Origin of the sequence: Streptomyces galbus (assembly GCF_005280195.1) — a bacterium.
GTDB classification, from domain to species: Bacteria; Actinomycetota; Actinomycetes; order Streptomycetales; family Streptomycetaceae; genus Streptomyces; species Streptomyces galbus.
In genome coordinates this window covers 46,624-67,347 of record NZ_SZPR01000036.1, presented here as the reverse complement: position 1 = coordinate 67,347, position 20,724 = coordinate 46,624, and the positions used below count along the sequence as shown (strand labels likewise).

General features: G+C 72.5%; 21 protein-coding genes. 7 read left to right on the top strand and 14 right to left on the bottom strand.

The window, feature by feature from the left end; translation table 11 throughout:
- Nucleotides 1-101 precede the first annotated feature (101 nt).
- Both E4U92_RS33670 and E4U92_RS33665 read left to right on the top strand, forming a co-directional pair.
- Nucleotides 102-1,526: a hypothetical protein gene (locus E4U92_RS33670; RefSeq protein ID WP_137304241.1), complete on the top strand. Its 1,425-nt coding sequence runs from the start codon at nucleotides 102-104 to the stop codon at nucleotides 1,524-1,526.
- Nucleotides 1,523-3,391 carry a GMC family oxidoreductase gene (locus E4U92_RS33665; protein ID WP_137304240.1) on the top strand — a complete coding sequence of 623 codons (1,869 nt, stop codon included), beginning with the start codon at nucleotides 1,523-1,525 and terminating at the stop codon, nucleotides 3,389-3,391. Before E4U92_RS33670 ends, E4U92_RS33665 begins: the two co-directional genes overlap by 4 nt.
- A 2-nt stretch (nucleotides 3,392-3,393) precedes the next feature.
- Here the strand turns inward: E4U92_RS33665 and E4U92_RS33660 are convergent, their stop codons facing one another.
- The 5 genes from E4U92_RS33660 to E4U92_RS33640 all read right to left on the bottom strand — a co-directional run bounded on the left by E4U92_RS33660 (nucleotide 3,394) and on the right by E4U92_RS33640 (nucleotide 9,438).
- Nucleotides 3,394-3,852 (bottom strand): nucleotidyltransferase domain-containing protein, encoded by a 459-nt coding sequence (locus E4U92_RS33660; RefSeq protein ID WP_229863328.1) that lies wholly within the window; start codon nucleotides 3,850-3,852, stop codon nucleotides 3,394-3,396.
- Between the two features lie 117 nt (nucleotides 3,853-3,969).
- On the bottom strand, nucleotides 3,970-6,360 hold the full coding sequence (locus E4U92_RS33655; RefSeq protein WP_137304239.1) for a beta-xylosidase/alpha-l-arabinosidase: 2,391 nt from the start codon (nucleotides 6,358-6,360) through the stop codon (nucleotides 3,970-3,972).
- Nucleotides 6,357-7,175 (bottom strand): carbohydrate ABC transporter permease, encoded by an 819-nt coding sequence (locus tag E4U92_RS33650; RefSeq protein ID WP_137304238.1) that lies wholly within the window; start codon nucleotides 7,173-7,175, stop codon nucleotides 6,357-6,359. The genes E4U92_RS33655 and E4U92_RS33650 overlap by 4 nt, the downstream gene beginning before the upstream one ends.
- Nucleotides 7,172-8,128, bottom strand: coding sequence for a carbohydrate ABC transporter permease (locus E4U92_RS33645; RefSeq protein WP_137304237.1), 957 nt, complete (start codon nucleotides 8,126-8,128; stop codon nucleotides 7,172-7,174). The genes E4U92_RS33650 and E4U92_RS33645 overlap by 4 nt, the downstream gene beginning before the upstream one ends.
- 5 nt (nucleotides 8,129-8,133) lie before the next feature.
- Nucleotides 8,134-9,438 (bottom strand): ABC transporter substrate-binding protein, encoded by a 1,305-nt coding sequence (locus E4U92_RS33640; protein WP_137304236.1) that lies wholly within the window; start codon nucleotides 9,436-9,438, stop codon nucleotides 8,134-8,136.
- A gap of 147 nt (nucleotides 9,439-9,585) precedes the next feature.
- On the opposite strand from E4U92_RS33640, the gene E4U92_RS33635 reads away from it, so the two are divergent.
- On the top strand, nucleotides 9,586-10,614 hold the full coding sequence (locus tag E4U92_RS33635; RefSeq protein WP_168725254.1) for a LacI family DNA-binding transcriptional regulator: 1,029 nt from the start codon (nucleotides 9,586-9,588) through the stop codon (nucleotides 10,612-10,614).
- A gap of 160 nt (nucleotides 10,615-10,774) precedes the next feature.
- On the opposite strand, the gene E4U92_RS33630 is transcribed toward E4U92_RS33635, so the two are convergent.
- Both E4U92_RS33630 and E4U92_RS33625 read right to left on the bottom strand, forming a co-directional pair.
- Nucleotides 10,775-11,869 (bottom strand): endo-1,4-beta-xylanase, encoded by a 1,095-nt coding sequence (locus E4U92_RS33630; protein WP_137304235.1) that lies wholly within the window; start codon nucleotides 11,867-11,869, stop codon nucleotides 10,775-10,777.
- Nucleotides 11,870-12,148: 279 nt separating this feature from the next.
- A complete protein-coding gene (locus E4U92_RS33625; RefSeq protein WP_137304234.1) occupies nucleotides 12,149-12,682 on the bottom strand; it encodes a 2'-5' RNA ligase family protein in 534 nt (177 codons plus the stop codon).
- Between the two features lie 195 nt (nucleotides 12,683-12,877).
- Here E4U92_RS33625 and E4U92_RS33620 point away from each other — a divergent pair, with 195 nt between their 5' ends.
- Complete coding sequence (locus tag E4U92_RS33620) at nucleotides 12,878-13,111, top strand: hypothetical protein (RefSeq protein ID WP_137304233.1); 234 nt, start codon at nucleotides 12,878-12,880, stop codon at nucleotides 13,109-13,111.
- A gap of 65 nt (nucleotides 13,112-13,176) precedes the next feature.
- On the opposite strand, the gene E4U92_RS33615 is transcribed toward E4U92_RS33620, so the two are convergent.
- Complete coding sequence (locus E4U92_RS33615) at nucleotides 13,177-14,073, bottom strand: NAD(P)-dependent oxidoreductase (protein ID WP_268253547.1); 897 nt, start codon at nucleotides 14,071-14,073, stop codon at nucleotides 13,177-13,179.
- Between the two features lie 86 nt (nucleotides 14,074-14,159).
- On the opposite strand from E4U92_RS33615, the gene E4U92_RS33610 reads away from it, so the two are divergent.
- Nucleotides 14,160-14,531 (top strand): winged helix-turn-helix transcriptional regulator, encoded by a 372-nt coding sequence (locus tag E4U92_RS33610; protein WP_137304232.1) that lies wholly within the window; start codon nucleotides 14,160-14,162, stop codon nucleotides 14,529-14,531.
- A gap of 147 nt (nucleotides 14,532-14,678) precedes the next feature.
- On the opposite strand, the gene E4U92_RS33605 is transcribed toward E4U92_RS33610, so the two are convergent.
- The 3 genes from E4U92_RS33605 to E4U92_RS33595 all read right to left on the bottom strand — a co-directional run bounded on the left by E4U92_RS33605 (nucleotide 14,679) and on the right by E4U92_RS33595 (nucleotide 17,058).
- The gene (locus tag E4U92_RS33605; protein ID WP_137304231.1) at nucleotides 14,679-15,251 is read right to left on the bottom strand and encodes a hypothetical protein; all 573 of its coding nucleotides are present in this window, start codon (nucleotides 15,249-15,251) and stop codon (nucleotides 14,679-14,681) included.
- Between the two features lie 105 nt (nucleotides 15,252-15,356).
- Complete coding sequence (locus E4U92_RS33600; protein ID WP_137304230.1) at nucleotides 15,357-16,079, bottom strand: IclR family transcriptional regulator; 723 nt, start codon at nucleotides 16,077-16,079, stop codon at nucleotides 15,357-15,359.
- A gap of 229 nt (nucleotides 16,080-16,308) precedes the next feature.
- Nucleotides 16,309-17,058 (bottom strand): thioesterase II family protein, encoded by a 750-nt coding sequence (locus tag E4U92_RS33595; protein WP_137304229.1) that lies wholly within the window; start codon nucleotides 17,056-17,058, stop codon nucleotides 16,309-16,311.
- 358 nt (nucleotides 17,059-17,416) lie between these two features.
- On the opposite strand from E4U92_RS33595, the gene E4U92_RS33590 reads away from it, so the two are divergent.
- Nucleotides 17,417-18,448, top strand: coding sequence for a serine hydrolase domain-containing protein (locus tag E4U92_RS33590; RefSeq protein WP_308433325.1), 1,032 nt, complete (start codon nucleotides 17,417-17,419; stop codon nucleotides 18,446-18,448).
- Between the two features lie 54 nt (nucleotides 18,449-18,502).
- Here E4U92_RS33590 and E4U92_RS33585 read toward each other — a convergent pair whose 3' ends face one another.
- Nucleotides 18,503-19,264, bottom strand: coding sequence for a DUF4097 family beta strand repeat-containing protein (locus E4U92_RS33585; protein ID WP_137304228.1), 762 nt, complete (start codon nucleotides 19,262-19,264; stop codon nucleotides 18,503-18,505).
- Nucleotides 19,265-19,343: 79 nt separating this feature from the next.
- Here E4U92_RS33585 and E4U92_RS33580 point away from each other — a divergent pair, with 79 nt between their 5' ends.
- On the top strand, nucleotides 19,344-20,063 hold the full coding sequence (locus E4U92_RS33580; RefSeq protein WP_137304227.1) for a DUF6193 family natural product biosynthesis protein: 720 nt from the start codon (nucleotides 19,344-19,346) through the stop codon (nucleotides 20,061-20,063).
- A gap of 38 nt (nucleotides 20,064-20,101) precedes the next feature.
- Here E4U92_RS33580 and E4U92_RS33575 read toward each other — a convergent pair whose 3' ends face one another.
- Nucleotides 20,102-20,317: a DUF6199 family natural product biosynthesis protein gene (locus E4U92_RS33575; RefSeq protein ID WP_137304226.1), complete on the bottom strand. Its 216-nt coding sequence runs from the start codon at nucleotides 20,315-20,317 to the stop codon at nucleotides 20,102-20,104.
- Between the two features lie 97 nt (nucleotides 20,318-20,414).
- Nucleotides 20,415-20,663 carry a hypothetical protein gene (locus E4U92_RS33570; RefSeq protein WP_137304225.1) on the bottom strand — a complete coding sequence of 83 codons (249 nt, stop codon included), beginning with the start codon at nucleotides 20,661-20,663 and terminating at the stop codon, nucleotides 20,415-20,417.
- Nucleotides 20,664-20,724 lie beyond the last annotated feature (61 nt).

Sequence of the window (20,724 nt, the reverse complement as noted above, 5' to 3'; positions counted from 1 at the left end):
GTGGGCCGGGGGCTGCTTCTCTTCCCTCAGTGGATGAGCCACTGAGCCAGTCAGCCACTGGTCTGCTGGTGGGTTCCGTTCGGAGAGGAACGGTGTCGCACGTGGGAGAAGGCCGGACGACGCACTTCGCGGAGACGATGGAGGGCACGCTGCGGCTCGCCCGCGGGGAGGGCCGTGAGCGGGGTCTGCGGCTCGATCTACGGGTCGACACCCACCGCCTGCTCCGGCCCCTCGGCTCGACCACCGCCGACGTCACCGGCCGCGTGCGCGTCAGCGGCTGGGCCGACGACCCGCACGCCACGGGCCGCATGCTCATCGCCCCGCTGGCCCAGGGCCGGATCGACTACCAGGTGCGCTTCACGGCCCAGGACGGCCGCGCCTACGTGCTGGAGGGCCACAAGTCCCCCACGTGGCGTGACCCGTTGCGTTCCATGACCTTCCTGCCGGTCCGTCTGCGGCCCGCGGAGGAGGACGGCACGGGCGGTCCCCCGGTGGCGTCCGGTGGTGAGGGCGTCCTGCGGTTCCGGCTGCGCGGCCTGCCGCGCTTCATGGCGAGCTGGCGTCTTCCGGCACCTCCCGCAGCCGCCGGGTCCTACGACTCGGTGCGCCCGGGCCGGCTCAACGTCTGGTACAGCACCTTCTCCGATCCGGCCACCGGCACCGGCTACTGGTTCCACCACGAACTCGTCCGCCCGGTCGACGGCGCTCCCTACACCCATGGTTGGGCAGCCGTGTACCCGCCGGACGCATCCCCTGTCCTCGAGCGCTTCGGCCCGCACCCTCTGACCGGCGACCCGCTCGCCGGCGTTCCCGGGTTCCGCTGCCCTTCCGCCGTCGCGACCGCCACCCGACTACGGGGACGCGCCGGTCGGTTGGCCTGGGACCTGGAGGTGAGCGCGGGGTCCGCGCCCCTGCACACCTTCCCCCGACTGGCCTGGCGGCGCCGACTGCTGCCCGCCGTGCACGTCGTCCCCCAGGTGCGGGCGCGCTGTTCGGGTTCCGTGCGCCTCGACGGGCAGCCGTTCCCGGTGGCCGACGCCGTCGGCGCCGGCGCCCGCATCGTGGGGCGGGGGAACGCCCACCGCTGGGCCTGGCTGCACGCCGACCTGGACGACGACACCGTCCTCGAAGTGGTGGCCGCCGTCTCCACCCTGCCCCTGCTGCGGCGCCTTCCGCCACTGGTGTTCCTGCGGCTGCGCGGCGCCGGACGCGACTGGCCGCGGGGCGACTGGCGCAGCGCCCTGGGGGTGTGCGGTGCGCGACGGTTCACGGCCCGGCCCGAACTGCCGGCCTGGAGCGTGCGGGGGCGGGCGGGAGGACGCCGTGTCACGGTGCGGGTGCACCTGCCCGAGGAGCACAGGACCGCCGTCGCCTACACCGACCCGGACGGGTCCGGGGCCACCTGTCACAACAGCGAGCGGGCCGACGTCCACGTCCGCCTGGAACGGCGCAGCGCCGGCCGGTGGCGGACCGAACGGGTGTGGGACGTACGGAGCACCGCACACGCCGAGGTGGGGCTCCGATGACCTCGGACCGCGGCCGGGCGCTGGCCGCCGTACTGCTGGACATCGGCGAGGACGTCCACGTCCCGCACTGGGACCGCGACGTGGCGGAACGCCTGTCGGCCTTCGCCTCCGCCCTGCCGGCGCACGTCCGCGCCGGCCTCGACGCCGCGGACCTGGCGCTGGACGCCGTCTCCCTGCTGACCACCGCCCGGCGCGCACACCGGCTGCCGCCGGAGGCACGGGCGCGGCTCCTGCGGCGGCTGCTCCGCCTGCCCGGCTGCGAGACGCTGCTCGACACCGTGAAGGTCCCCGTGCTCCTGGCCGCAGGGGCAAGTCGCCACGGGACGCGCGCCGTTGGGCCCTTCGAGCGGGCCGATCCCCCGCTGGACCTGTGCCCCTCGGCCGACTGGCCGGACAGCCACCGCGCGGACGCGGTGGTGATCGGTTCGGGCGCGGGCGGGGCCGTGGCGGCGCTGACCCTCGCGGCCTCCGGGCGTTCGGTCGTCGTCCTGGAGGAAGGACGGCACTTCTCGACGCGGGAACTCGCCTCCCGGCCGCCCCTGGACCGTTTCGCGGACGCCTACCGCGACGGGGGCGCCACGTTCGCCTGGGGTCTGCCGCCCGTGCTGCTGCCGCTCGGGCGGGCCGTCGGCGGCACCACGCTGGTCAACTCCGGCACGTGCTTCCGCACTCCCGACCCCGTCCTGCGGCGCTGGCACCGCGGGCACGGCGTCGAACTCGCCGACCCCGCGCACTTCGCGCGCCACCTCGACCATGTCGAGGAACTCCTGGGCGTGGCCGCGCCCGACCCGGCCGTGCTCGGCCGCAACGGCGCGCTGGCCCTGCTCGGTGCCGGCCGCCTGGGGTGGTCCGCCGCCGCCCTGCGTCGCAACGCCGCCGGGTGCGGCGGGTGTTGTGAGTGCGTGGCCGGGTGCCCCAGCGGTGCCAAGAAGGCCGTGCACCTGTCCGTGCTGCCCGGGGCCTGCGCGGCGGGGGCGCGCATCGTCACGCGTGCCCGCGCCACCCGGATCGTCACCGAGTACCGTGCGGGCGCCCGCCGGGCCGTCGCGGTGGAGGCGGTACGCCCCGACGGCACGGTGTTCACGCTCGCCACCCGCCTCGTCGTCGTGGCGGCGGGAGCCCTGCACACTCCGGCCCTGCTGCGGCGCTCGGGGCTGGCGGGTCACCCCGGGGTGGGCCGGAACCTGGCGATCCACCCGGCGGTCAGCGTCGCGGGGCGCTTCGACGAACCCGTCACCGGTCCGGGCGCGGGCCCCAACGTCCTGCAGAGCGTCGGTGTCGACCAGTGGCACGCCGACGGGATCCTCGTCGAGGCGACCGCCGCACCGCCGGGGATGACCTCGTTCGTCCTCCCCCACCTGGGGGCGGCGCTCAGGCGCGAGCTGGACGACGCGCCCCGCCTGGCTCTCCTCGGGGCGATGGTCTCGGACCGCCCCTCGGGACGGGTGCGCGGAGCGCGCCGGCCGCACGCCTCGTACGCCCTGCACGCCGAGGACGGGCGCCGCCTGCTGCGGGCCGTCGGCCACATGGGACGCATCCTGTTCGCCGCGGGCGCCCGCGAGGTCCTCACCGGCATTCCGGCGCACCCCGCGGTCACCTCGCCCGGCGCCCTCGACGACGTGGTCGGGCGCACCGGCCACCGGCGCCTGCACCTGTCGGCCTTCCACCCCACGGGCACCGCGGCCCTGGGGGCGGACGGCCGGCACTCCCCCGTGCGCCCCGACGGACGGCTGCGCGGGACGGAAGGGGTCCTGGTCGCCGACGCGTGCCTGCTGCCGTCCTCCCCCGGCGTGAACCCCCAGGTCACCATCATGGCGCTGGCCCACGCCGTGAGCGTGGAAGCCGTCCGCCGCGACGGGGAGTGACCTCAGCAGGCGGCGACGAGGGCGGCGAGCACGCCGGCCGGATCGTGCAGGACGCGGGCGCCGTCGGTGACGACCCGTCGCGTCCCGGGGTCGACGGGGTCCGTCCTCGCCCAGTCCGGGGAGGCGACGGCCAGCTCGACCTCCAGGCCGGAGGCGGTGCGGCAGCGCCGTTCCGTGACGGGTCCCCACCGCCGGGTGCGGACCGTCTCCCCCAGCCGCAGGTCCGCGACCCAGGCGTCCGCCAGCAGGTAGCGGGAGGGGTCCGTGGTGAGCAGGACGAGGTCGACGTCGGAGTCCGGTCGCGCGGCGCCACGGGCGCAGGAACCCACCAGGAGGAGTCCGACGACGTCCTCCCGGTCCCCGCACCACGCGGTGATCCGGTCGATGACGTCGTGGATCTCGGCCGCCCGCTGCGGTGGCAGGGCGGCCGGGGGGTGCGCCGACCGGTCGTCGTGAGGCACGTGTGCGTTCCCTTCCGCGCGGTGATGGTCGCAAGGTTCTCAGGCCGCCCATGATGACGGGCCGGCCGCGGGAGCCTCCCTCCGCGACCGACCCGTCCTGCCCGCCCGACGGCCCCCCTACGCCGTCATGGCGGTGTCCTCCTGGAACAGCGCGTGGAAGCGCCGGGTGTGGTCCACGGGGTGCTCCGGGCCCTCCAGCGTCACCCGCGCCGTGAGCCGGGCGTCGCCGCTGGACGCGGACAGCCGCAGCTCCAGCTCACCCGGCTCGACCACGCGCCGGCCGTCGCGGCCGGTGAACGAGGCGACGTCGGCCGGGACGGTCACCCGCAGCCGGCGGGACTCGCCGGCCCGCAGGGGCACCCGGGTGAATCCCACGAGCCGTTGCACCGGCTGGACCACGGACGCCACCGGGTCGTGCAGGTAGAGCTGGACCACCTCGGTGCCCGGCCGCTCACCGGCGTTGCGGACGGTGAACGCGAGGGTCACCTCGCCGTCCGTACCGGTGGTGTCGGCGTCGACGGCCAGGTCGCTCCACACGAACCGCGTGTAGGACAGGCCGTGCCCGAAGGGGAACGCCGCCGTCGGGTCGACGTTGGAGACCTCGCTGGCCTGCGCGAGCCGCGCGCCGAGGTAGGTGGAGGGCTGGGTGCCGGTGCCGCGGGGCACGCTGACCGGCAGGCGCCCGGACGGGTTGACCCGCCCGCTCAGTACCCCCGCCAGGGCCGGGGTGCCCTCGGCGCCGGGGAAGAACGACTGCACGATGGCGGCCGACTCCGCCACGGCCCGGCCGAGCGCGTAGGGGCGTCCGGCGAGCAGCACGGTCACCACGGGGGTGCCCGAGTCCAGCAGCGCGTCGAGGAGTTGCTGCTGGGCGCCGGGCAGGGCCAGCGACTCCACGTCGCAGCCCTCGCCGCTCGTGCCGCGCCCGAACAGGCCGGCGCGGTCGCCGAGCACGGCCACCACCACGTCGGCGTCGCGCGCCGCCGCCACCGCGTCCGCGAGGGAGGAGGTGTCGCCGTCGTCGACGCCGGTGCCGCGCACCACGGTCAGTTCCGCGCCGGGGAACTCGCGTTCCAGGCTCTCGCGCAGGGTGGGCAGTTCGATGCCGACGGGCTGGTCGGGGTGGTGCACGCCGACGTGCTGCGGGAACGAGTAGCAGCCCAGGACGGCCGTGGCCTCCTCGGCGTTGGGGCCGACCAGGGCGATGCGGCGCGGTGCGGTGAGCGGCAGGACGCCGTCGTTGCTGAGCAGCACCACCGCCTCCTCGGCGACCGTGCGGGCCAGTTCGCGGTTGGCGGGGCTGTCCAGGTCGACCGTGCCGCGCAGTGCGTCGGGGTCGTCCGGGTCGGCTCCGGCCAGGGCCGGCGGCACCGGGCTCCAGTCCGGGTCGAGCAGGCCGAGCCGCGCCTTCTGGGCGAGGACGCGGCGCAGCGCGCGGTCGACGAGGGCCTCGGGGACGCGTCCGGCGCGCACGGCCTCGGTGAGGGGTGCGCCGAAGGTCTTGACGGTGGGCAGTTCCACGTCGACGCCGGCCCGCAGGGCGGTGCCCGCCGCGTCGGCCCAGTCGCCGGCCAGCCCGTGCAGGATCTTGAGGAAGGCGATGCCGAAGTAATCGGCGACGACCGTGCCCTCGAAACCCCAGGTGCCGCGCAGGAGTTCGGTCAGCAGTCCTTCGTCCGCCACGGACGGCAGCCCGTCGGTGTCGGTGTAGGCGTGCATGACGGAGCGGGCACCGCCCTCGCGCAGGGCCATCTCGAACGGCGGCAGCAGCACGTCGGCGCGTTCGCGCGGGCCCGCGCTCACCGGGGCGAGATTGCGTCCGGCGCGGGAGGCGGAGTAGCCGGCGAAGTGCTTGAGGGTGGCGACGATCCCGGCGGACTCCAGGCCCTGGACGTAGGCGGTGCCGATGGTGCCGACCAGGTAGGGGTCCTCGCCGATGGTCTCCTCGACGCGACCCCAGCGGGCGTCGCGCACCACGTCGAGGACGGGTGCGAGGCCCTGGTGGACGCCGACCGCGCGCATGTCGCGGCCGATCGCGGTGGCCATCTCGCGGATCAGTTCGGGGTCGAAGGAGGCGCCCCAGGACAGCGGCACGGGGTAGGCGGTGGCCTGCCAGGTGGCGAAGCCGGCCAGGCACTCCTCGTGGGCCACGGCCGGGATGCCGAAGCGGTTGGCGGCGGTGATCCGCGCCTGGGTGCGCATCAGGGACAGCGCGCCGAGCGCCGGGTCGACGGGCGCAGTGCCGAAGGGACGGGTCAACTGGCCCAGCCCGGCCGGGAGCAGGGCGTCGAGGTCGACGGCGTCGTCCATCTCGTGCTGGTGCGGGGCGACTTCACCGCCCTCGGCGGACGCGCCGACCCACACGCCGTACAACTGGGCGATCTTCTCGTCGAGGGTCATGGCCTCGATCAGCGCCGAGACCCGCGTGTCGATGTCGTGGGCGGGGTCGTTCCACAAGGGAATCTGAGGGGTTTCGGGGGTGGTCTCAACGGCCACGTTGGGGGTCACTTTCCTCCGACGCCCATCAGGCCCTGGACCAGGGCGCGACGGGCGAACAGGTAGACGAGAAGGACGGGCACCATGGACAGCGTCACCGCGCCCAGCAGGCCGGGGATGTCGACGCCGTGTTCGGTCTGGAAGTTGTACAGACCGAGCGTCACGACCTTGGTGGAGTCGGACTGGGTCAGGACGAGGGGGAACAGGAAGCCGTTCCACGCCTGCAGTGCGGAGAACACCACGATGGTGGACAGTCCGCCGCGGGACAGCGGCACCACCAGCTGGAAGAACATCCGCCGCGGGCTCGCCCCGTCCATGGCCATCGCCTCGAACAGCTCGGGGGAGATGTCGCGCATGGCGCCGCTGAGGATCAGTGCCGACATCGGCAGGCAGAAGGCCGCCGTCGGCAGGATCACGCCCAGCAGGTTGTCGTACAGCCCTGCCTCGCTGATCAGGTAGAACATCGGGACGATGACCGCCTGCGCGGGGATCGCGAGGCCGAGCAGGAACAGGCGGAAGATCTGCGAGGTGACCCGGCTGCGGCTGCGCACGATGGCGTACGCCAGCGGCGGCACCAGGGCGAGCACGATGCCGACCACGCACACGGTGACCAGCAGGGTGTTGAAGAAGTACTGCCCGAAGCCCGAGTCGAAGGCGCCGGTGTAGTTGTGCAGGGTGAAGGTGTCCGGCCAGGACACCGGGCCGTTCTTGGCGTAGTCCTCGCGGGTGCGCAGCGTCGCCGCGAGCAGCACGTACAGCGGCAGGCCGACGAAGAGCAGCCAGACCAACGAGCCCGCGCCGGCCAGGTAGTTGGGGCGGCGCCTCATGACACACCCTCCATGTCGCTGCGCATCTTGTCGTAGCCGGACACGCGCACGACGACCAGCGAGATGATGGTGGCCGCCACGACGAGGCAGAGCGCGATCGCCGAGCCGGCGCCGAAGTCGAAGCTCTTGAAGGCCTTCTGGTACATGTAGTAGGCGCTGATCGTGGTGTCGCTGCCCGGCCCGCCCTGGGTCAGGATCAGCACGGTCTCGAAGGTGGTGAGTCCACCGACGATCATCAGGATCATCGAGGTGATCATCGAGTTGCGCAGCTGCGGCAGGGTGATGTGGAAGAACTGCCGGTAGCGCCCGGCGCCGTCGATCTCCGCGGCCTGGTAGAGGACGTCGGGTACGGCACGTGCGGCGCCCTGGTAGATCAGCGTGTGGAAGGGCGTGAACTGCCAGGTGCTCACGAACGCCAGCACGCCGATCGCGGTGGCCTGCTTGCCGAACAGGTTGCCGTCCCCGAACAGCCAGGTGGCGCGGGCGGGGATGCCGAAGTTCGGGTCGAGCAGCGCCCGCCACAGCACGGAGACCGCGGTGGAGGACAGCAGCAGCGGGATGAAGTAGATCGCGGACAGGACGGCGCGGTTGCGCTGGTGGCCGGCGGCCCACACGCCGAGCACGATGCTGAGCGGGGTCTGGATGGCGACGCCGAGCGCGGTCAGCAGGAGGGTGAGCCAGATGCTGTTGATCATGACCGGGTCGTCGAGGATCCGGCTCCAGTTGTCGGTGCCGACCCACTGGGGTGAGCCGAGGCCGTTCCAGCTCATGAAGGACAGCACCGCCACCATGATCAGCGGTGCGATGGCGAAGAGGGCGAAGAACAGGGTGGCGGGCAGCGCCCAGACGAAGCCCGGGCGCCCCACGAGGACGGCGGAGGAGCCCTCCGGCCGCCGCCGGACCTTCTTGGGGGTCTCGGCGGCGGTGGGAGCACTCGTGGTCTGAGTGGTCATGAGTGTCATTCGGTGGGCAGGGCCTGCATGGCCTTGATGAATCCGTCGGCGTCGAGCTGGCCGTTGAAGAACTGCTGCACGGCCTGGTGCATCGGCGTGCTCGCGGCCGGCGGGTACGCCTGGTCCCACGAGAGCTGGAACGACGGGGCGGCGGCCACCAGGTCGTACTGGAAGCGCGAGTACTCGGGGCTCGCCGACGTGGTGAGGAACTTCGGCACGTTGGTCGTGGTGGGCAGGTTGCCGATGGCCATCTGCGCCTTGACGAACTCGTCGGAGTACATGAGCTTCAGGAACTGCGCGACGGCCTCGGGGTGCTTGGTCTTCTTCAGCACCGAGTAGAAGTTGTTGGTGTTGCCGACCACGTTGGACGGGTCGCCCTTGCCGCCGGGCACCGTCGGGAAGGTGGTGTAGCCGAGGCCCTTGGCGGCGAAGTCCTTGGCGTCCGTCTGCTGCTGGGAGTAGTACCAGGAGCCCATCAGCTCGAAGGCCGCCTTGCCGGAGGCGACCAGGGCCGGGGAGGCGCCGTTGGTGTACTTCACCGAGTCGTAGTTGGTGCCGAAGGCGCCGGCGTCCACCAGCTCCTTGATCTTGCCGAGGGCCTTCTTGCTGTCGGGGCTCGCCCAGGCGTCCTTGTCGCCCTCCAGGGCCTTCTGGAACAGCTCCGGACCGGCGACCCGGTCGTAGAGGTACTCGAACCACATCAGCGTCGGCCACTGGTCACCGCCGCCGAGGGCTATCGGGGTGACGTTCTCCTTCTTCAGCGCCTTGACCGCGGCGAGCAGCTCGTCCCAGGTCTTGGGCGGCTGGACGCCCGCCTTGTCGAGGACGTTCTTGTTGTGGAAGAGCATCACCGGCTGGGTGCCGCGCATCGGGATGCCGTAGGACTTGCCGTTGACCACGGCGCTGTTGAACACCGAGGGCAGGAACTTGTCCTTGAGGTTCGGGTCCTTGGCGATGAAGTCGTCCAGCGGCATGAGCAGGTCGGCCTTGACGAAGGGCTGGATGCTGCCGCCGCCCCAGTTGAAGAAGACGTCCGGCGCCTGCGGCGTGCTGATGATCGTCTGCAGCTTCTGCTGGTAGTCGGCACCGGGAATGGTGTCGAGCACGGCCTTGACGTCCGACGTCTTGTTGAACGTCGCGACGATCTGCTTCTCGACCTTGTTGCTGGCGTCGCCGTACACCAGGACGTGGATCTTCCCGTCGTTCGACGATCCGCCGCTGCCGTTCCCCCCGCAGGCCGTCAGGCTCAAGGCCATGGTGAGGGTGGCGCCACAGGCGAGCAGTCCGTGCAACCGCGTGCGTGTCTTCATCGTCCGCCTCTCGAAAGTTTCGGCATCATTGCCGAAAGTCCATGCGGACGGACAGTAGGGGCCGACGTGAGATCTGGTCAATGACCTTGCAAGCACGCGACCAAAGCGTTACCCCGGCCGTGACCCCAGTGACCTATCCTGCGCTGCATGGACGAAGACGACGACGCGACGGACGAGGGACGTGTGACCCTTGCGACCGTGGCCCGAAAGGCCGGGGTTTCACTGCCGACTGTTTCGAAGGTGCTCAACGGGCGTGCGGACGTCTCCCACCAGACGCGCGCCAAGGTGGAGCGCCTGCTCGCGGCCCAGGGCTACCGGCGCCGCCCGCCCGGCCCGACCCGGGCGCCGCTCGTCGAACTGGTCTTCCACGAACTCGAGAGCGTCTGGGCGGTCGAGCTGATCCTCGGCGTCGAGACCGTCGCGAAGGCGAACGGCGCGACGGTCGTCCTCACCGAGAGCGGCACCCGGCACGCGCCCGCCGAGGACTGGGTCGAGGGAGTGCTCCGGCGGCGGCCGCTCGGCGTCGTCCTGGTCTTCTCCACGCTCCCCGAGCCCGTGAAGCGCCGACTGCGCTCCTACGGCATCCCGTTCGTCATCATCGACCCCGCCGGCGACCCCGACCCCGACGTCCCCTCGGTCGGCTCGGCCAACTGGGCGGGCGGCCTCGCCGCCACCCGCCACCTCACCGACCTGGGGCACCGGCGCGTCGCCGTGATCACCGGGCCCGAGGACCTGATGTGCTCCCTGGCCCGCCTCGACGGCTACCGCTCCGCGATGGCCATGGCGGGCCTGGACGTCGACCCCGCCCTCGTGCGGTACGGCGACTTCCACGTCCAGAGCGGCTACCGGCACGCCATGGAGCTGCTCGCGCTGCCCGACCCGCCCACGGCGCTCTTCGCCGGCAGCGACCTGCAGGCCCTCGGTGTCCTGCAGGCGGCCCGGCTACGGGGGTTGAGCGTCCCGCGGGACCTCTCCGTGGTCGGCTACGACGACGTCTCCCTCGCCCAGTGGACGAGCCCGCCCCTCACCACGGTCCACCAGCCCCTGCGCCACATGGCCGAGGAGGCGACCCGCATGCTGCTGGAGCCGGCGGACCCGGACGCCACGGCGCGGCGGATCGAGCTGGCGACGCGGTTGGTGGTGCGCCAGACGACCGCGGGGCCGGTGGCGGGGTGAGGATTGAGGGGCGAACTCCGTTTGTGTGGACGGACATCGGGGCGACGGTCCGGATCGATCACCGGGTGGCCGGGAGGAGACGCAGAGAGCCCCGCCCCGCCCGACGGCCCTCGCAGGAGGCGGGCCGTTCGGGACAGGGCGGGGCGGGAGGCGTGAGCGGTTACCGCGTCGCCGACTTCGCGCGGGCGTGGCCGGAGAGCGCCTTCTGGACCGCGCGGAAGGCCGGCTTCACGCCGTAGTCCTCGTCCAGGAGGTTGGCCGCGCCCTCACCCTCGAACACGCCGGGCACCCAGGAATAGCGGTCGGTGAATCCCCAGACCGTGAACGAGATGCAGTGCCGGGTGCGCAGGCAGGCGTCCAGCAGCAGCCGGTAGCCCTCGGCCTGCGTGGCCAGCTTCTCGTCGTCCGCGGGGAGGACCATGCGGACGTCCGCCTCGGTGACCGCGGTGTCCAGGCCCAGCTTCTCGAAGCGGGCGAAGTTCTCGGGCACTCCGCCGGGCAGCCCGTACTGGATGCCCAAGTGCCCCTGGAAGCCGACCCCGTCGATCGGCACGCCCTCGGCCTTCAGCCTGCCGACCAGGTCGAGCACGGCGTCGCTCTTGGGGCCGGACCACTCGATGTTGTAGTCGTTGTAGAACAGCTTGGCGTGCGGGTCGGCCTCGTGCGCCCAGCGGAACGCGTCGGCGATGTAGCCCGGGCCCAGCTTCTGCAGCCAGATCGAGTTGCGCAGGGTGCCGTCGTCGTTGAACGCCTCGTTGACGACGTCCCACTGCCAGATGCGGCCCTTGAAGTGCCGGACGGTGTCGGTGATGTGCCGGTGCAGGATCTGGCGCAGCTCCTGCGCGGTGAAGTCGCCGGTGGTCAGCCAGGAGGGCAACTGGCTGTGCCAGACCAGCGTGTGGCCCCGCACCTTCTGCCCGTGCCGCGCGGCGAACGCGACGAGCTGGTCGGCCGCGGCGTAGTCGTACACGCCCCGCTGCGGTTCGATCACCTCCCACTTCATGACGTTCTCCGGGGTGACGGTGGAGAACTGCTCACCCGTGATCCGGCGGTAGTCGGGGTCGTCGGCGAGCGCCGCCATGTCGACGGCCGTGCCGATGCGCAGCCGGTCGTCGGCCGCGAGCTGGCGGAGCGTGCGCTCCTTGCCGGCGTGGGCGGGTGCCTGCGCGGCGGTGGCCGAGCCGGCGGTGGCGAGGGGGACGAGAGCGAGGGACGACGTCACGGCGACTGCCAGGACGTAGCGGGGCACCTTCACTGGCACTCCTCCTAGGGAGAGTGGAGTTCCGAATGTTTCGAGGCGCTTTCGGAAGAGCGCGGCGCAACGGTATGGGGCGCCACAAGGGACGTCAACCAGTGCGACGCCCGCATTTGCGCGGACTTCCCTAGGGCTGCGGCTTAGCGACGCGCTGGATCAACTCCTGCCGATAACTGGGCGTGTGATTGACCATCGACTACAGGGGCCGTAAATTCTGGGCAGCCAGTCGGAAAGGGCATCGAAACATTCGAGCCCCGCGAGTCAGCTCATGTCACGTGCTCAGCCGCGGGGCTCGAGCACCTCCAGGGTGCCCGTGTGGGTGTCGTAGCTGCGCAGGGTGGTGAGCAGCAGGGACTCCGGCGGCGTGGGCAGGAGACCGGGGATCCGCCGGTCGGCGAAGGCGCCCGCGCGCCGGGTGCGGCCGAGGGTGACGTGCGGGCTCCACCGTCCGGGCGCGTGCAGGGGGTTGAGGATGTCGGGCGGGCTGTCGGACACCACGGCCTCCCACACCCGGCGGTGCAGGGCGGCCAGCGCCGGGTCCGGGTCGAGCGCCCAGGCGAGCACGGAGGTGGGCCGCTCGAAGCGGATCAGCCCCGTGCAGCGCACCGGCAGCGGCAGGGCGGCGGCCACCTCGGCGAGCTCCCAGCGGATCGGACCGGTCAGCTCCGGGCAGGCGGCCAGGGTCAGGTGCGGGCTGTTGGTCGGTGAGCCGTGCCGCGCCTGACTGGGCAGCCCCGCGTCCGCCAGCCGCCGCCAGGCCTCCCGGACCACTTGGTCCGCCGCGTCATCCAACAGGAGCTCGACCGTACGCACCGACGCAGCCTACCGGCGAGGTGGCACGGGGAACGGTAGGCGGCGGGGGCCGTGCCGTGAGCACGGTCCGAGGCTCGGGACGTGCCGTCGCCATCCCGCCCCTGACACCGCTAGGGTGGCAGGGGCGGTACTCGATGAGCGGCACAGCCGGTCCGCCGATGAGGTCGGCGGTACGAGGTGGTCGAGGGGGAGCTGATGGGTTACCTGCTGGTGCTGATCACGGCCGCGGCGGCGGTCCTGGCCGTCCCGCTGACCGTGCTGGTACGCCGGGAGCGTCGGCGGGCGCCGCTCCATCCCGAAGCGCATCGGATCGAAGCGGTGGCTGCCCGTGGGCTGCGCGAGTCGCGCCGCCTGGCTCACTCCCGCCACCACTTCGCCGATGTCGACGGTGTCAGCGCCCTGCGGGACCGCGACGCCCCGTCACGGTGAGCGGTCGGGGCTGAAGCGACCGCGGAGCGTGGGCGGGTGCGGCAGCAGCGGTGGTGGGGATCCGGTCAGTGTGGGGCGCGGATGCTGTCGATGATGCGTGTCCAGTTGTCACCGCCGTGGCCGGCGTCGATCGCGCGCCGGTAGTGGGACTGCACGGCCAGGGGCAGGGCGAGGTCCAGGCCGAGCGTCCTGCTCGTCTCGACGATGTGGTCGGACGTCGCGCCCATCATGGTGACCGTGCTGAGGTCGCCGGGGTGCCGCCCCTCGTCCAGGGCGGTGCCCGGGTGTTCCTCACCCGCCCTGAGGAGGGCGCCGATGGAGTCGGCGGCCGCGAGCAGTTCCGGCAGGGCTTCACTGGCCTTCATGCCCGCGGTGCCGAGCATCGCGGTGGCGTGCAGGAGGGCGGACAACGTGGTGAGGAACACCGTGAGTTGGGCCTGGTACATCATCTGGGCGAGGCCCGGGTCCTCGCCCAGGTACTTGGGCGTCCCCAGCGCCGTCAGGGTCTCGCGGTGGTCTTCCAGCACCTGGGCGCTGCCGCTGTAGTACACGTAGGCGGACGGGGTGCCTACCATCGGCGCCGGGACCATCACCCCACCGGTGAGGAAGGCGGCGCCGTGGCCGGCCGCCCAGGTGGCCGCCTCGCGGGAACGGTCGGGGGTGTCGGAGCTGAGGTTGACCAGGGTCTTGCCGGTGAGCGCGTCGGTGGCGCCGTCGAGGATGGCGTACATCGCCCGGTAGTCGGTGAGGCTGAGGATCACGAGGTCGGCGCCCTCGATCGCTTCGCGTGCGGTGGCCGCGCGCGTCGCTCCGTCGGCGACGACGCCGTCGGCGCGGTGGGCGGTGCGGTTCCAGACGCTGACGGAACGGCCGGCGGACAGGAGGGTCCGGGTCATCGCCTGGCCCATCGGGCCGAGTCCGATCACGGCGACGGCGCTGGTGGTGTCATGTGGTTGGGTCACGTCTCCATGCTGGGAGAATGCTGTGGCTGTCGGAAGTACCGACTATTTTCTGCGGTACTTACCTTTCTGTGAGGGGGCGGGACGGGATGGCCAAGGCGCCCAGGCGCGGACCGTACATCTGCGGGATCGACGCCGCGCTCGACGTGGTCAGCGGCAAGTGGAAGGGCCTGATCCTCTGGGAGCTGCAGACTCATGGCGTGCGCCGCTTCGCGGAACTGCGCCGCGGTGTGCCGGGAGTGAGCGAGAAGATGCTCACGCAGCACCTGCGGGAGATGGAGCAGGACGGCCTCGTGACCCGGACGGTGTACGCCGAGGTGCCGCCCCGGGTGGAGTACTCCCTGACCGAGGAGGGGCGCACGCTGAATGAGGCCCTCGGCTCGCTCGGGGCCTGGGGAACCGCCCGGATGCGCCGGGAGGGCCTGCGCACGGTGGACGTCGCGGGGACGGCCGAGGTGTGAACCGCGGCAGCACTCCCGGATGACGCACCAGAGCGACAGCCGCTGGGGCAGCGGCAGCAGCAGGGCTCGAAGGGGCTGAAACCCTCGGAGCTCCTGCCGCTGCCGCCGCAGGGACCATCGGGTCCGGTCAGGTCAGGTCAGGCCTGGTCAGCTCCAGGCGATGGAGGACACCTCGTCGTCCAGGGCCCCTCCCGACCAGTCGCCGCTGACACTGGCACCCCGGAAGTAGGAGTGCTCGTAGTAGACCGCCTGGCACTGGCCGTACTGCACCGCGGAACCGATCTCGTCGTTCCAGTCGAAGCCGGAGCCGTCCTTCACGCCGGAGAGGTTGGTGTACGTCCAGTCCACGTCCGGGTCCGTGTCGCAGTCCGAGGCGCGGGTGATGGTCCACGAGTGGCCCCTGCGGTCGGCGTCGTTGTAGAGCGTGCCGATCGCCACCTGGCTCGGCGCGGCGGCGTTGGCCTGACGGAGCTGGGCCAGGTACCGCCCCTCGACCTGGGTCGCCCCGGCCGGCAGCCGCACCGCGCCGCCGGTCGCGTGGGCGATCGCGCCGCTGAAGGTGTCGAAGCAGCTGACCCGGGCCTGTCCGGTCAGGTCCAGCACGCAGTGCCCGCCGTGACCGGCGGACCCGGTGGCGGCCTGGGCGGTCCCGGCGGTGCCCGGCAGGGCGATGAGAGCGAGCGCGGCCACGGCGGTGACGCCGACGAGTCGCACGTTCATGGTGTTCCCCCTTCGTCGTGCGTGCCGGTCCCCCTGACCGGCACGGCACTCACCCTGCCTGCCGGGCGCCGCGTTCTCTACGCGCGTTCCGCTGAGCGGAACCGGTCAGTGGCGCAGCACGGGCGGCAGCGAGACGGAACTCCTGGCTGCCCGGCGGAGGTTGGCGGTGATGGCGGCGCCGGCCCGGGCGGTCTGTTCGGCGACCGTCCGGAGCGGTCGGTGCGGTGGGACCATCGCGGTGATCGCCGCGCACAGCCGCCCGTCGGGGGAACCCACCGGGAGGGCCGCGCAGCACACCCCGTCCATGACCTGCTCGCGTTCCAGGACGGCTGCCTCCGGCCCGCCCGCCACCCGGCGCGGAGGGCCGGCCGTGAGCACCTGGCCCGCGGCCGTGTCCAGGGTGAAGCCCATGCCGTCGCGCACGGGCGCGACCGGTTCGACCTCACCGGGCACGGAGGCGATGGTGAGCGCCAGGTCCTCGTACAGGACGGTGACGACGACGCTCGCGCCGGTGGCGGCGCGCAGCACGTGCAGGGGCTGGCGGGCCGCCAGGCGCAGCCCGGGGTGGGGCTGCCACGCCTGGCCGATCCGGTAGAGCTGGCCGCCCACGCGGTAGCGGCCGCGGTGCCGTTCGACGGCGCCGACCATGAGCAGTTGGTGCAGCAGCCGGTGGGCGCTCGCCTTGGGCAGCCCGCAGGCGTTCGCGATCTGCGTGAGTCCCGCTTCGCCGCCTTGCCGCCGTAACTCGTCCAACAGCGCGAAGGCCCCCTTGAGGACGCCTCGGCCCATCGACGACGTGGACGCGGCGCGGTGCGATGGCTGTGGCATGTGTGTCCCCCCGGAACGCAAGGCGCCGCCGTGTCCCCCGTCGGCACGGCCACCGGGCGCCGGTAAGCAGGATGCCCGGAGGGCCCGCGCGTTGACGAGACGATCGACGGGGACACGCGGGGCCGCGTCGCGACCGGGCCCACCGGGGCGGTGGTCGCCGGCGACCGGGCCCGACGACGCCCCGACGCGCACTGCTCGCGTACGGCGGGCTCCGACGCCCGGCGCCCGATCAGGTCTTCAGGCGCTCCTGGAGCAGAGCCAGCACGGCCGGCTGATGTTCCGTCAGGTAGAAGTGGCCGCCCTCGAACACGTGCAGGTCGAAGTCGTCGTCGGTGTGCTGCCCCCACGCCTCGGCCTCGGCGGGCGTGACCCTGGGATCGGCGTCGCCCACCAGCGCGGTCACCGGGCAGGCGAGTCGGGGTGCCGGACGGTGTTCGTACGTCCCGATGGCCCGGTAGTCGGCGCGCAGGGCAGGCAGGATCACGGCGAGGATGTCCTCGTCGGCGAGCAGTGCCGCGTCCGTCCCGGCGAGCGTCTTCAGCTCGCGGACCAGCGCGGCGTCGTCCAGCAGGTGCACGGTCTCGGTGCGCCGGGTGGTGGGGCCACGTCGGCCGGACACGTACAGCGAGGCCGGGCCCGGACCCGGCAACTCCTGCAGGCGCAGGGCCACTTCGTAGGCGACGACGGCTCCCATGCTGTGTCCGAACAGGTGCAGGGGCCGGTCCCGCCAGGGGGCGAGCGCCTCGGTGACCTGGTCGGCGAGCAGACGGAGGTCCGTGAACGGCTGCTCGCCCATGCGGTCCTGCCGGCCGGGGTACTGCACCGCGAGGACGTCGACGTCCGGGGTGAGAGCGGTGGCCGTGGGCAGGTAGAAGCTGGCGGAACCTCCGGCGTGCGGGAAGCACACCAGTCGGGGCGCCTCCGGCCCGGCCGTACGGTACCGCCGTATCCACGCGCCGCTGCCCACTGGTGTACTCAACCGGCCGCCCCCTCGCTCCGTGCGCTTCCCGACCGTTGCGCCTTCGCGGTGACCCTAGCCAAGAAACGGGTGCGCGGGTAACCCCCGTCGCCCGGGGCGCACCTGATGCGACCGCGACGCGCGATGGCCGGTGGTGCTACGTACACCTCCTTTTCGGGACCGTGCACCACTGCCCTTTTCCGTCGGCCACGGCATCGTTTCCCGTGCCATTTCGAAGCGAGAGGGAGAACCGGTGCAGAACGTATTCACCTCCAGGGTGCGCAAAGGTCTTCTGGCGGTTGCGGCGGCGGGCGTGCTGAGTACCGCCGTGACGAGTGCGGCGGTCGCGGAGCCGCCGCGGAAGGACCCCGCGCTGCAGATGAGTCTCGACTCGCTCGTGAAGGAGGAGAAGTTCCCGGCCGCGTTCGCGTGGACCCGCAAGAACGGCCGGACGACGTCCTTGGTCGCCGGGTCCTCCGAGCTGCACCGGCAGGTGCCGGTCCCCCACGACGGCCAGGTCAGGGCGGGCAGCAACACCAAGAGCTTCACGGCGACGGTGGTGCTCCAGCTCGTGGCCGAGGGAAAGGTCCGGCTCGACGCGCCCATCGAGAACTACCTGCCCGGACTGGTGCGCGGACAGGGCATCGACGGCCGCAGGATCACCGTGCGGCAGCTCCTGCAGCACACCAGCGGACTCCCCAACTACACCGCGTACATAGGGATGGAGAACTTCGAGGGACTGCAGCACAAGTTCTTCCAGCCGCACGACCTGCTGGCCGCCGCATTGGCCCACCCCGCGGAATTCCCGCCCGGCTCGCGGTGGGAGTACAGCAACACCAATTACCTGCTGGCGGGTCTGCTGATCGAGCGGGTCACCGGGCGACCGGTGCAGGAGGAAATAACCAAGCGCGTCATCAGGAAGGCCGGACTGCGGCACACCTACTGGCCGCAGCCCGGTGACCAGACCGTCCGGGGACCGCACCCGCACGGGTACACGACCGGCAACCTGGAGAAGGGCAACGTCGTCGACGCCACCGTGATGGACCCGTCCTGGGGCGGCGCGGCCGGCCAGCTCGTCTCCACCCCGAGCGATCTGGCGGCGTTCGCCCGTGCGCTGCTCGACGGACGGCTGCTGCCGCCCGCCCAGTTGGCGGAGATGCGCAAGACGGTCGACGCGCCGCTGCTTCCCGGGTGGCGCTACGGACTCGGCCTGTTCAGCGTCCCGTTGAGCTGCGGCGGCGTCTACTGGGGGCACGGCGGCGACATCGACGGCTTCGAGACCCGTGGCGGCGCCACGGACGACGGCCGCTCGGTCGGTCTCGCGGTGACCGCCCTGCCGGGAACCTTCGGCGACGCCGACCAGGCGGCGAAGGTCGTCATGGCGGCCGTGGACACCGCGTTCTGCACGTGAGGGCCGCGGCGGTGGGTGGGAGGCTGCGGCCGGACGGCCGCCGGGCCGGCCCGCTCACTCCCGGTGGGCCGCGACGTCGCCGTTGACGGTGCTCAGGGTCATCGTGGGGCCGTCGCCCGTGCTTCGTGTCGGCACGGCGATCCGGGGCCGGCCGTTGCGGGTGGTGGCCGTGACCCGGTAGGCGGGGGCGTCGTCCGGCACCGTGACGTCGACCGAGCCGTTGGTGGTCCTTCCGGTGACGCGGCTAGCGGCCGTGGCGCAGGTGAGGACGACGTCCCCGTTGGACGTCACACCGGACAGGCGGTCCGCGGCGACGGTGGTGGCGCGCACCGAGCCGTTGCGTGTGGTCAGCCGGACGGCCGCGTCGTCCCTCCCTGAACGGGCCACCGTGACGTCGCCGTTGACGGTGGTCACGTCCAGAGCGGCCGCGATGCCGACGACGTCGACACCCGCGTTGCGTGCGGTGACCGTGACCCGTACGTCGTCCGGGACCTCCACCGTGGGCATGCGCGGGCACGGGCGGCCCGCGCGGTCCTGTTCGTCGCAGGAGAGGTCCAGCACCTCCATGTCGTCCCTGTGCGACCAGTGCGCGCCGACATCGCCGTCCACGGAGACACTCCGCCCGTCGGCGGGGCGGAGCCTGACGCCGTTGTCGGTGGTGATGACGACCGTGCTGCCGGAGTCCACGGTGCCGAGCATCCCGTCGGCCCGCAGTCCTCCGGAGCCGCCGTCTCCGCCGTGGCAGGCCACGGCCAGGGGCAGCACCGTCAAGGCAACGGCCAGTCCGCGCAGGCGAGTTCCGGGGTTCGCAGTCATGCACCCCGCTTTCCCCGGCTCGGCTCGGCCATGACCGGCGACGGCTCGCCCGGCGGCTCCGGCGCGGCAGACTGAGGAGATGGATCCCGATCTCTACCCCGACCTGGTCGCTGCCGGAGGCCTGGGCGCGGCCCTCGAACGGCTGGCGGCCGGCCTCGGTGTCGACGTCACCGTCGTCCCGCACGAAGGGGGATCGTCCGGCTCGGCGGGCATCGCCTCCTCGGTCCCGGGACGCAGGCCGCTGTCGGTGTACGTCGCCTCCGAGGAGCGCTTCTTCATCGTCTCCGGCTGGAGCGAAGGCATCGAGAGCGTCACCGGAGGCACACCCGATCCCGCGGAGGTGGTGCGAGCCGGCGCGGCGTGGGGACAGGGCACTCCGCTGGGGGAGTTGGGGGCCCGGTTCCCCTTCCTGCGCGTCGGTGAGCGGGGGAAGGCCGCCGAGCACGGGCCGGCAGCGGTGGTCGCGTTGGAGTGGCGGAGCATGCGGCGACAGGCGTCCGGGGCGCCGGACTTCCCCGAGTTCGGCGAGTTGGTGGAAGCGGCGTACGCCGAACCGCGGCTGAGACAGCTGTACGTGTTCTCCAGCCACCGCACGCTCGGCTTCAGCTCGTGCACCGGCTACCCGTTCCGGACGGAGGTGGCCATCGCCCCGGCGCTCGGAGGCGGTCCGTACCGGGTGATGCGACGCCCGTACCGGGCCACGATCGGGGAGGCCGCCACGGCCGGGGCGGCCGTCGCCCTGGCGGCGTCCCTGCTGCCCGCCGACCTGGGCCCGGCCGTCGCCGGAACCGCTGAGTGAAGCCGAGACGTGCGCCCGCGGGGCGAACCCGGGTCAGGTCACGTCAGGTGCCTGACGAGCATCCACGTCGCCGCGCAGAGGAAGATCACTCCCCCGACCCTGGCCACCGTGTAGCCCGCCTTGGTGGGTTCCGTGGCGTCATAGTTCTTCACGAACGGCCGTTGCAGCGGGCGGTTGGCCTTCCACAGCAACTGCGGCCTGACCACCTGGACGAGTCCCATCACGATGAACACGCACAGCAGCACGACTACCATCTGGTCCCCCTTGTCGGAACTGAGTCGAGGCCCGCTCTCCGGGCCGGTCGGAGCCGGACCCACGCACGCGCGGCGCTTCGGCTGACGTCCGGCCCGGTCATGGCCGTTCCGTCCGCCGGCCCTGCTCGGCCCGCTCGGCCCGGTGGGCCCGGTTGGCGATCAGCAGACCGCAGAAGACGGCCACCATGACCCCCGGGAAGACGGCCTTGCCCGGCTGGCCCTCCGCCACCCGCCACACGAGCAGGAGCAGGTTCAGGCACAGCGCCGCCCAGCACATCCACGCTGTCCAACGAGCCCCCGGACGCGTCCAGTCGGGCACGTCGCGCGCCCCGCGCAATGAAGTCACGAAGACACCTCCCGCCCAACTCTGTGCCCCGACGTGCCTCGGCCAAGCAGGCCGCTGACGA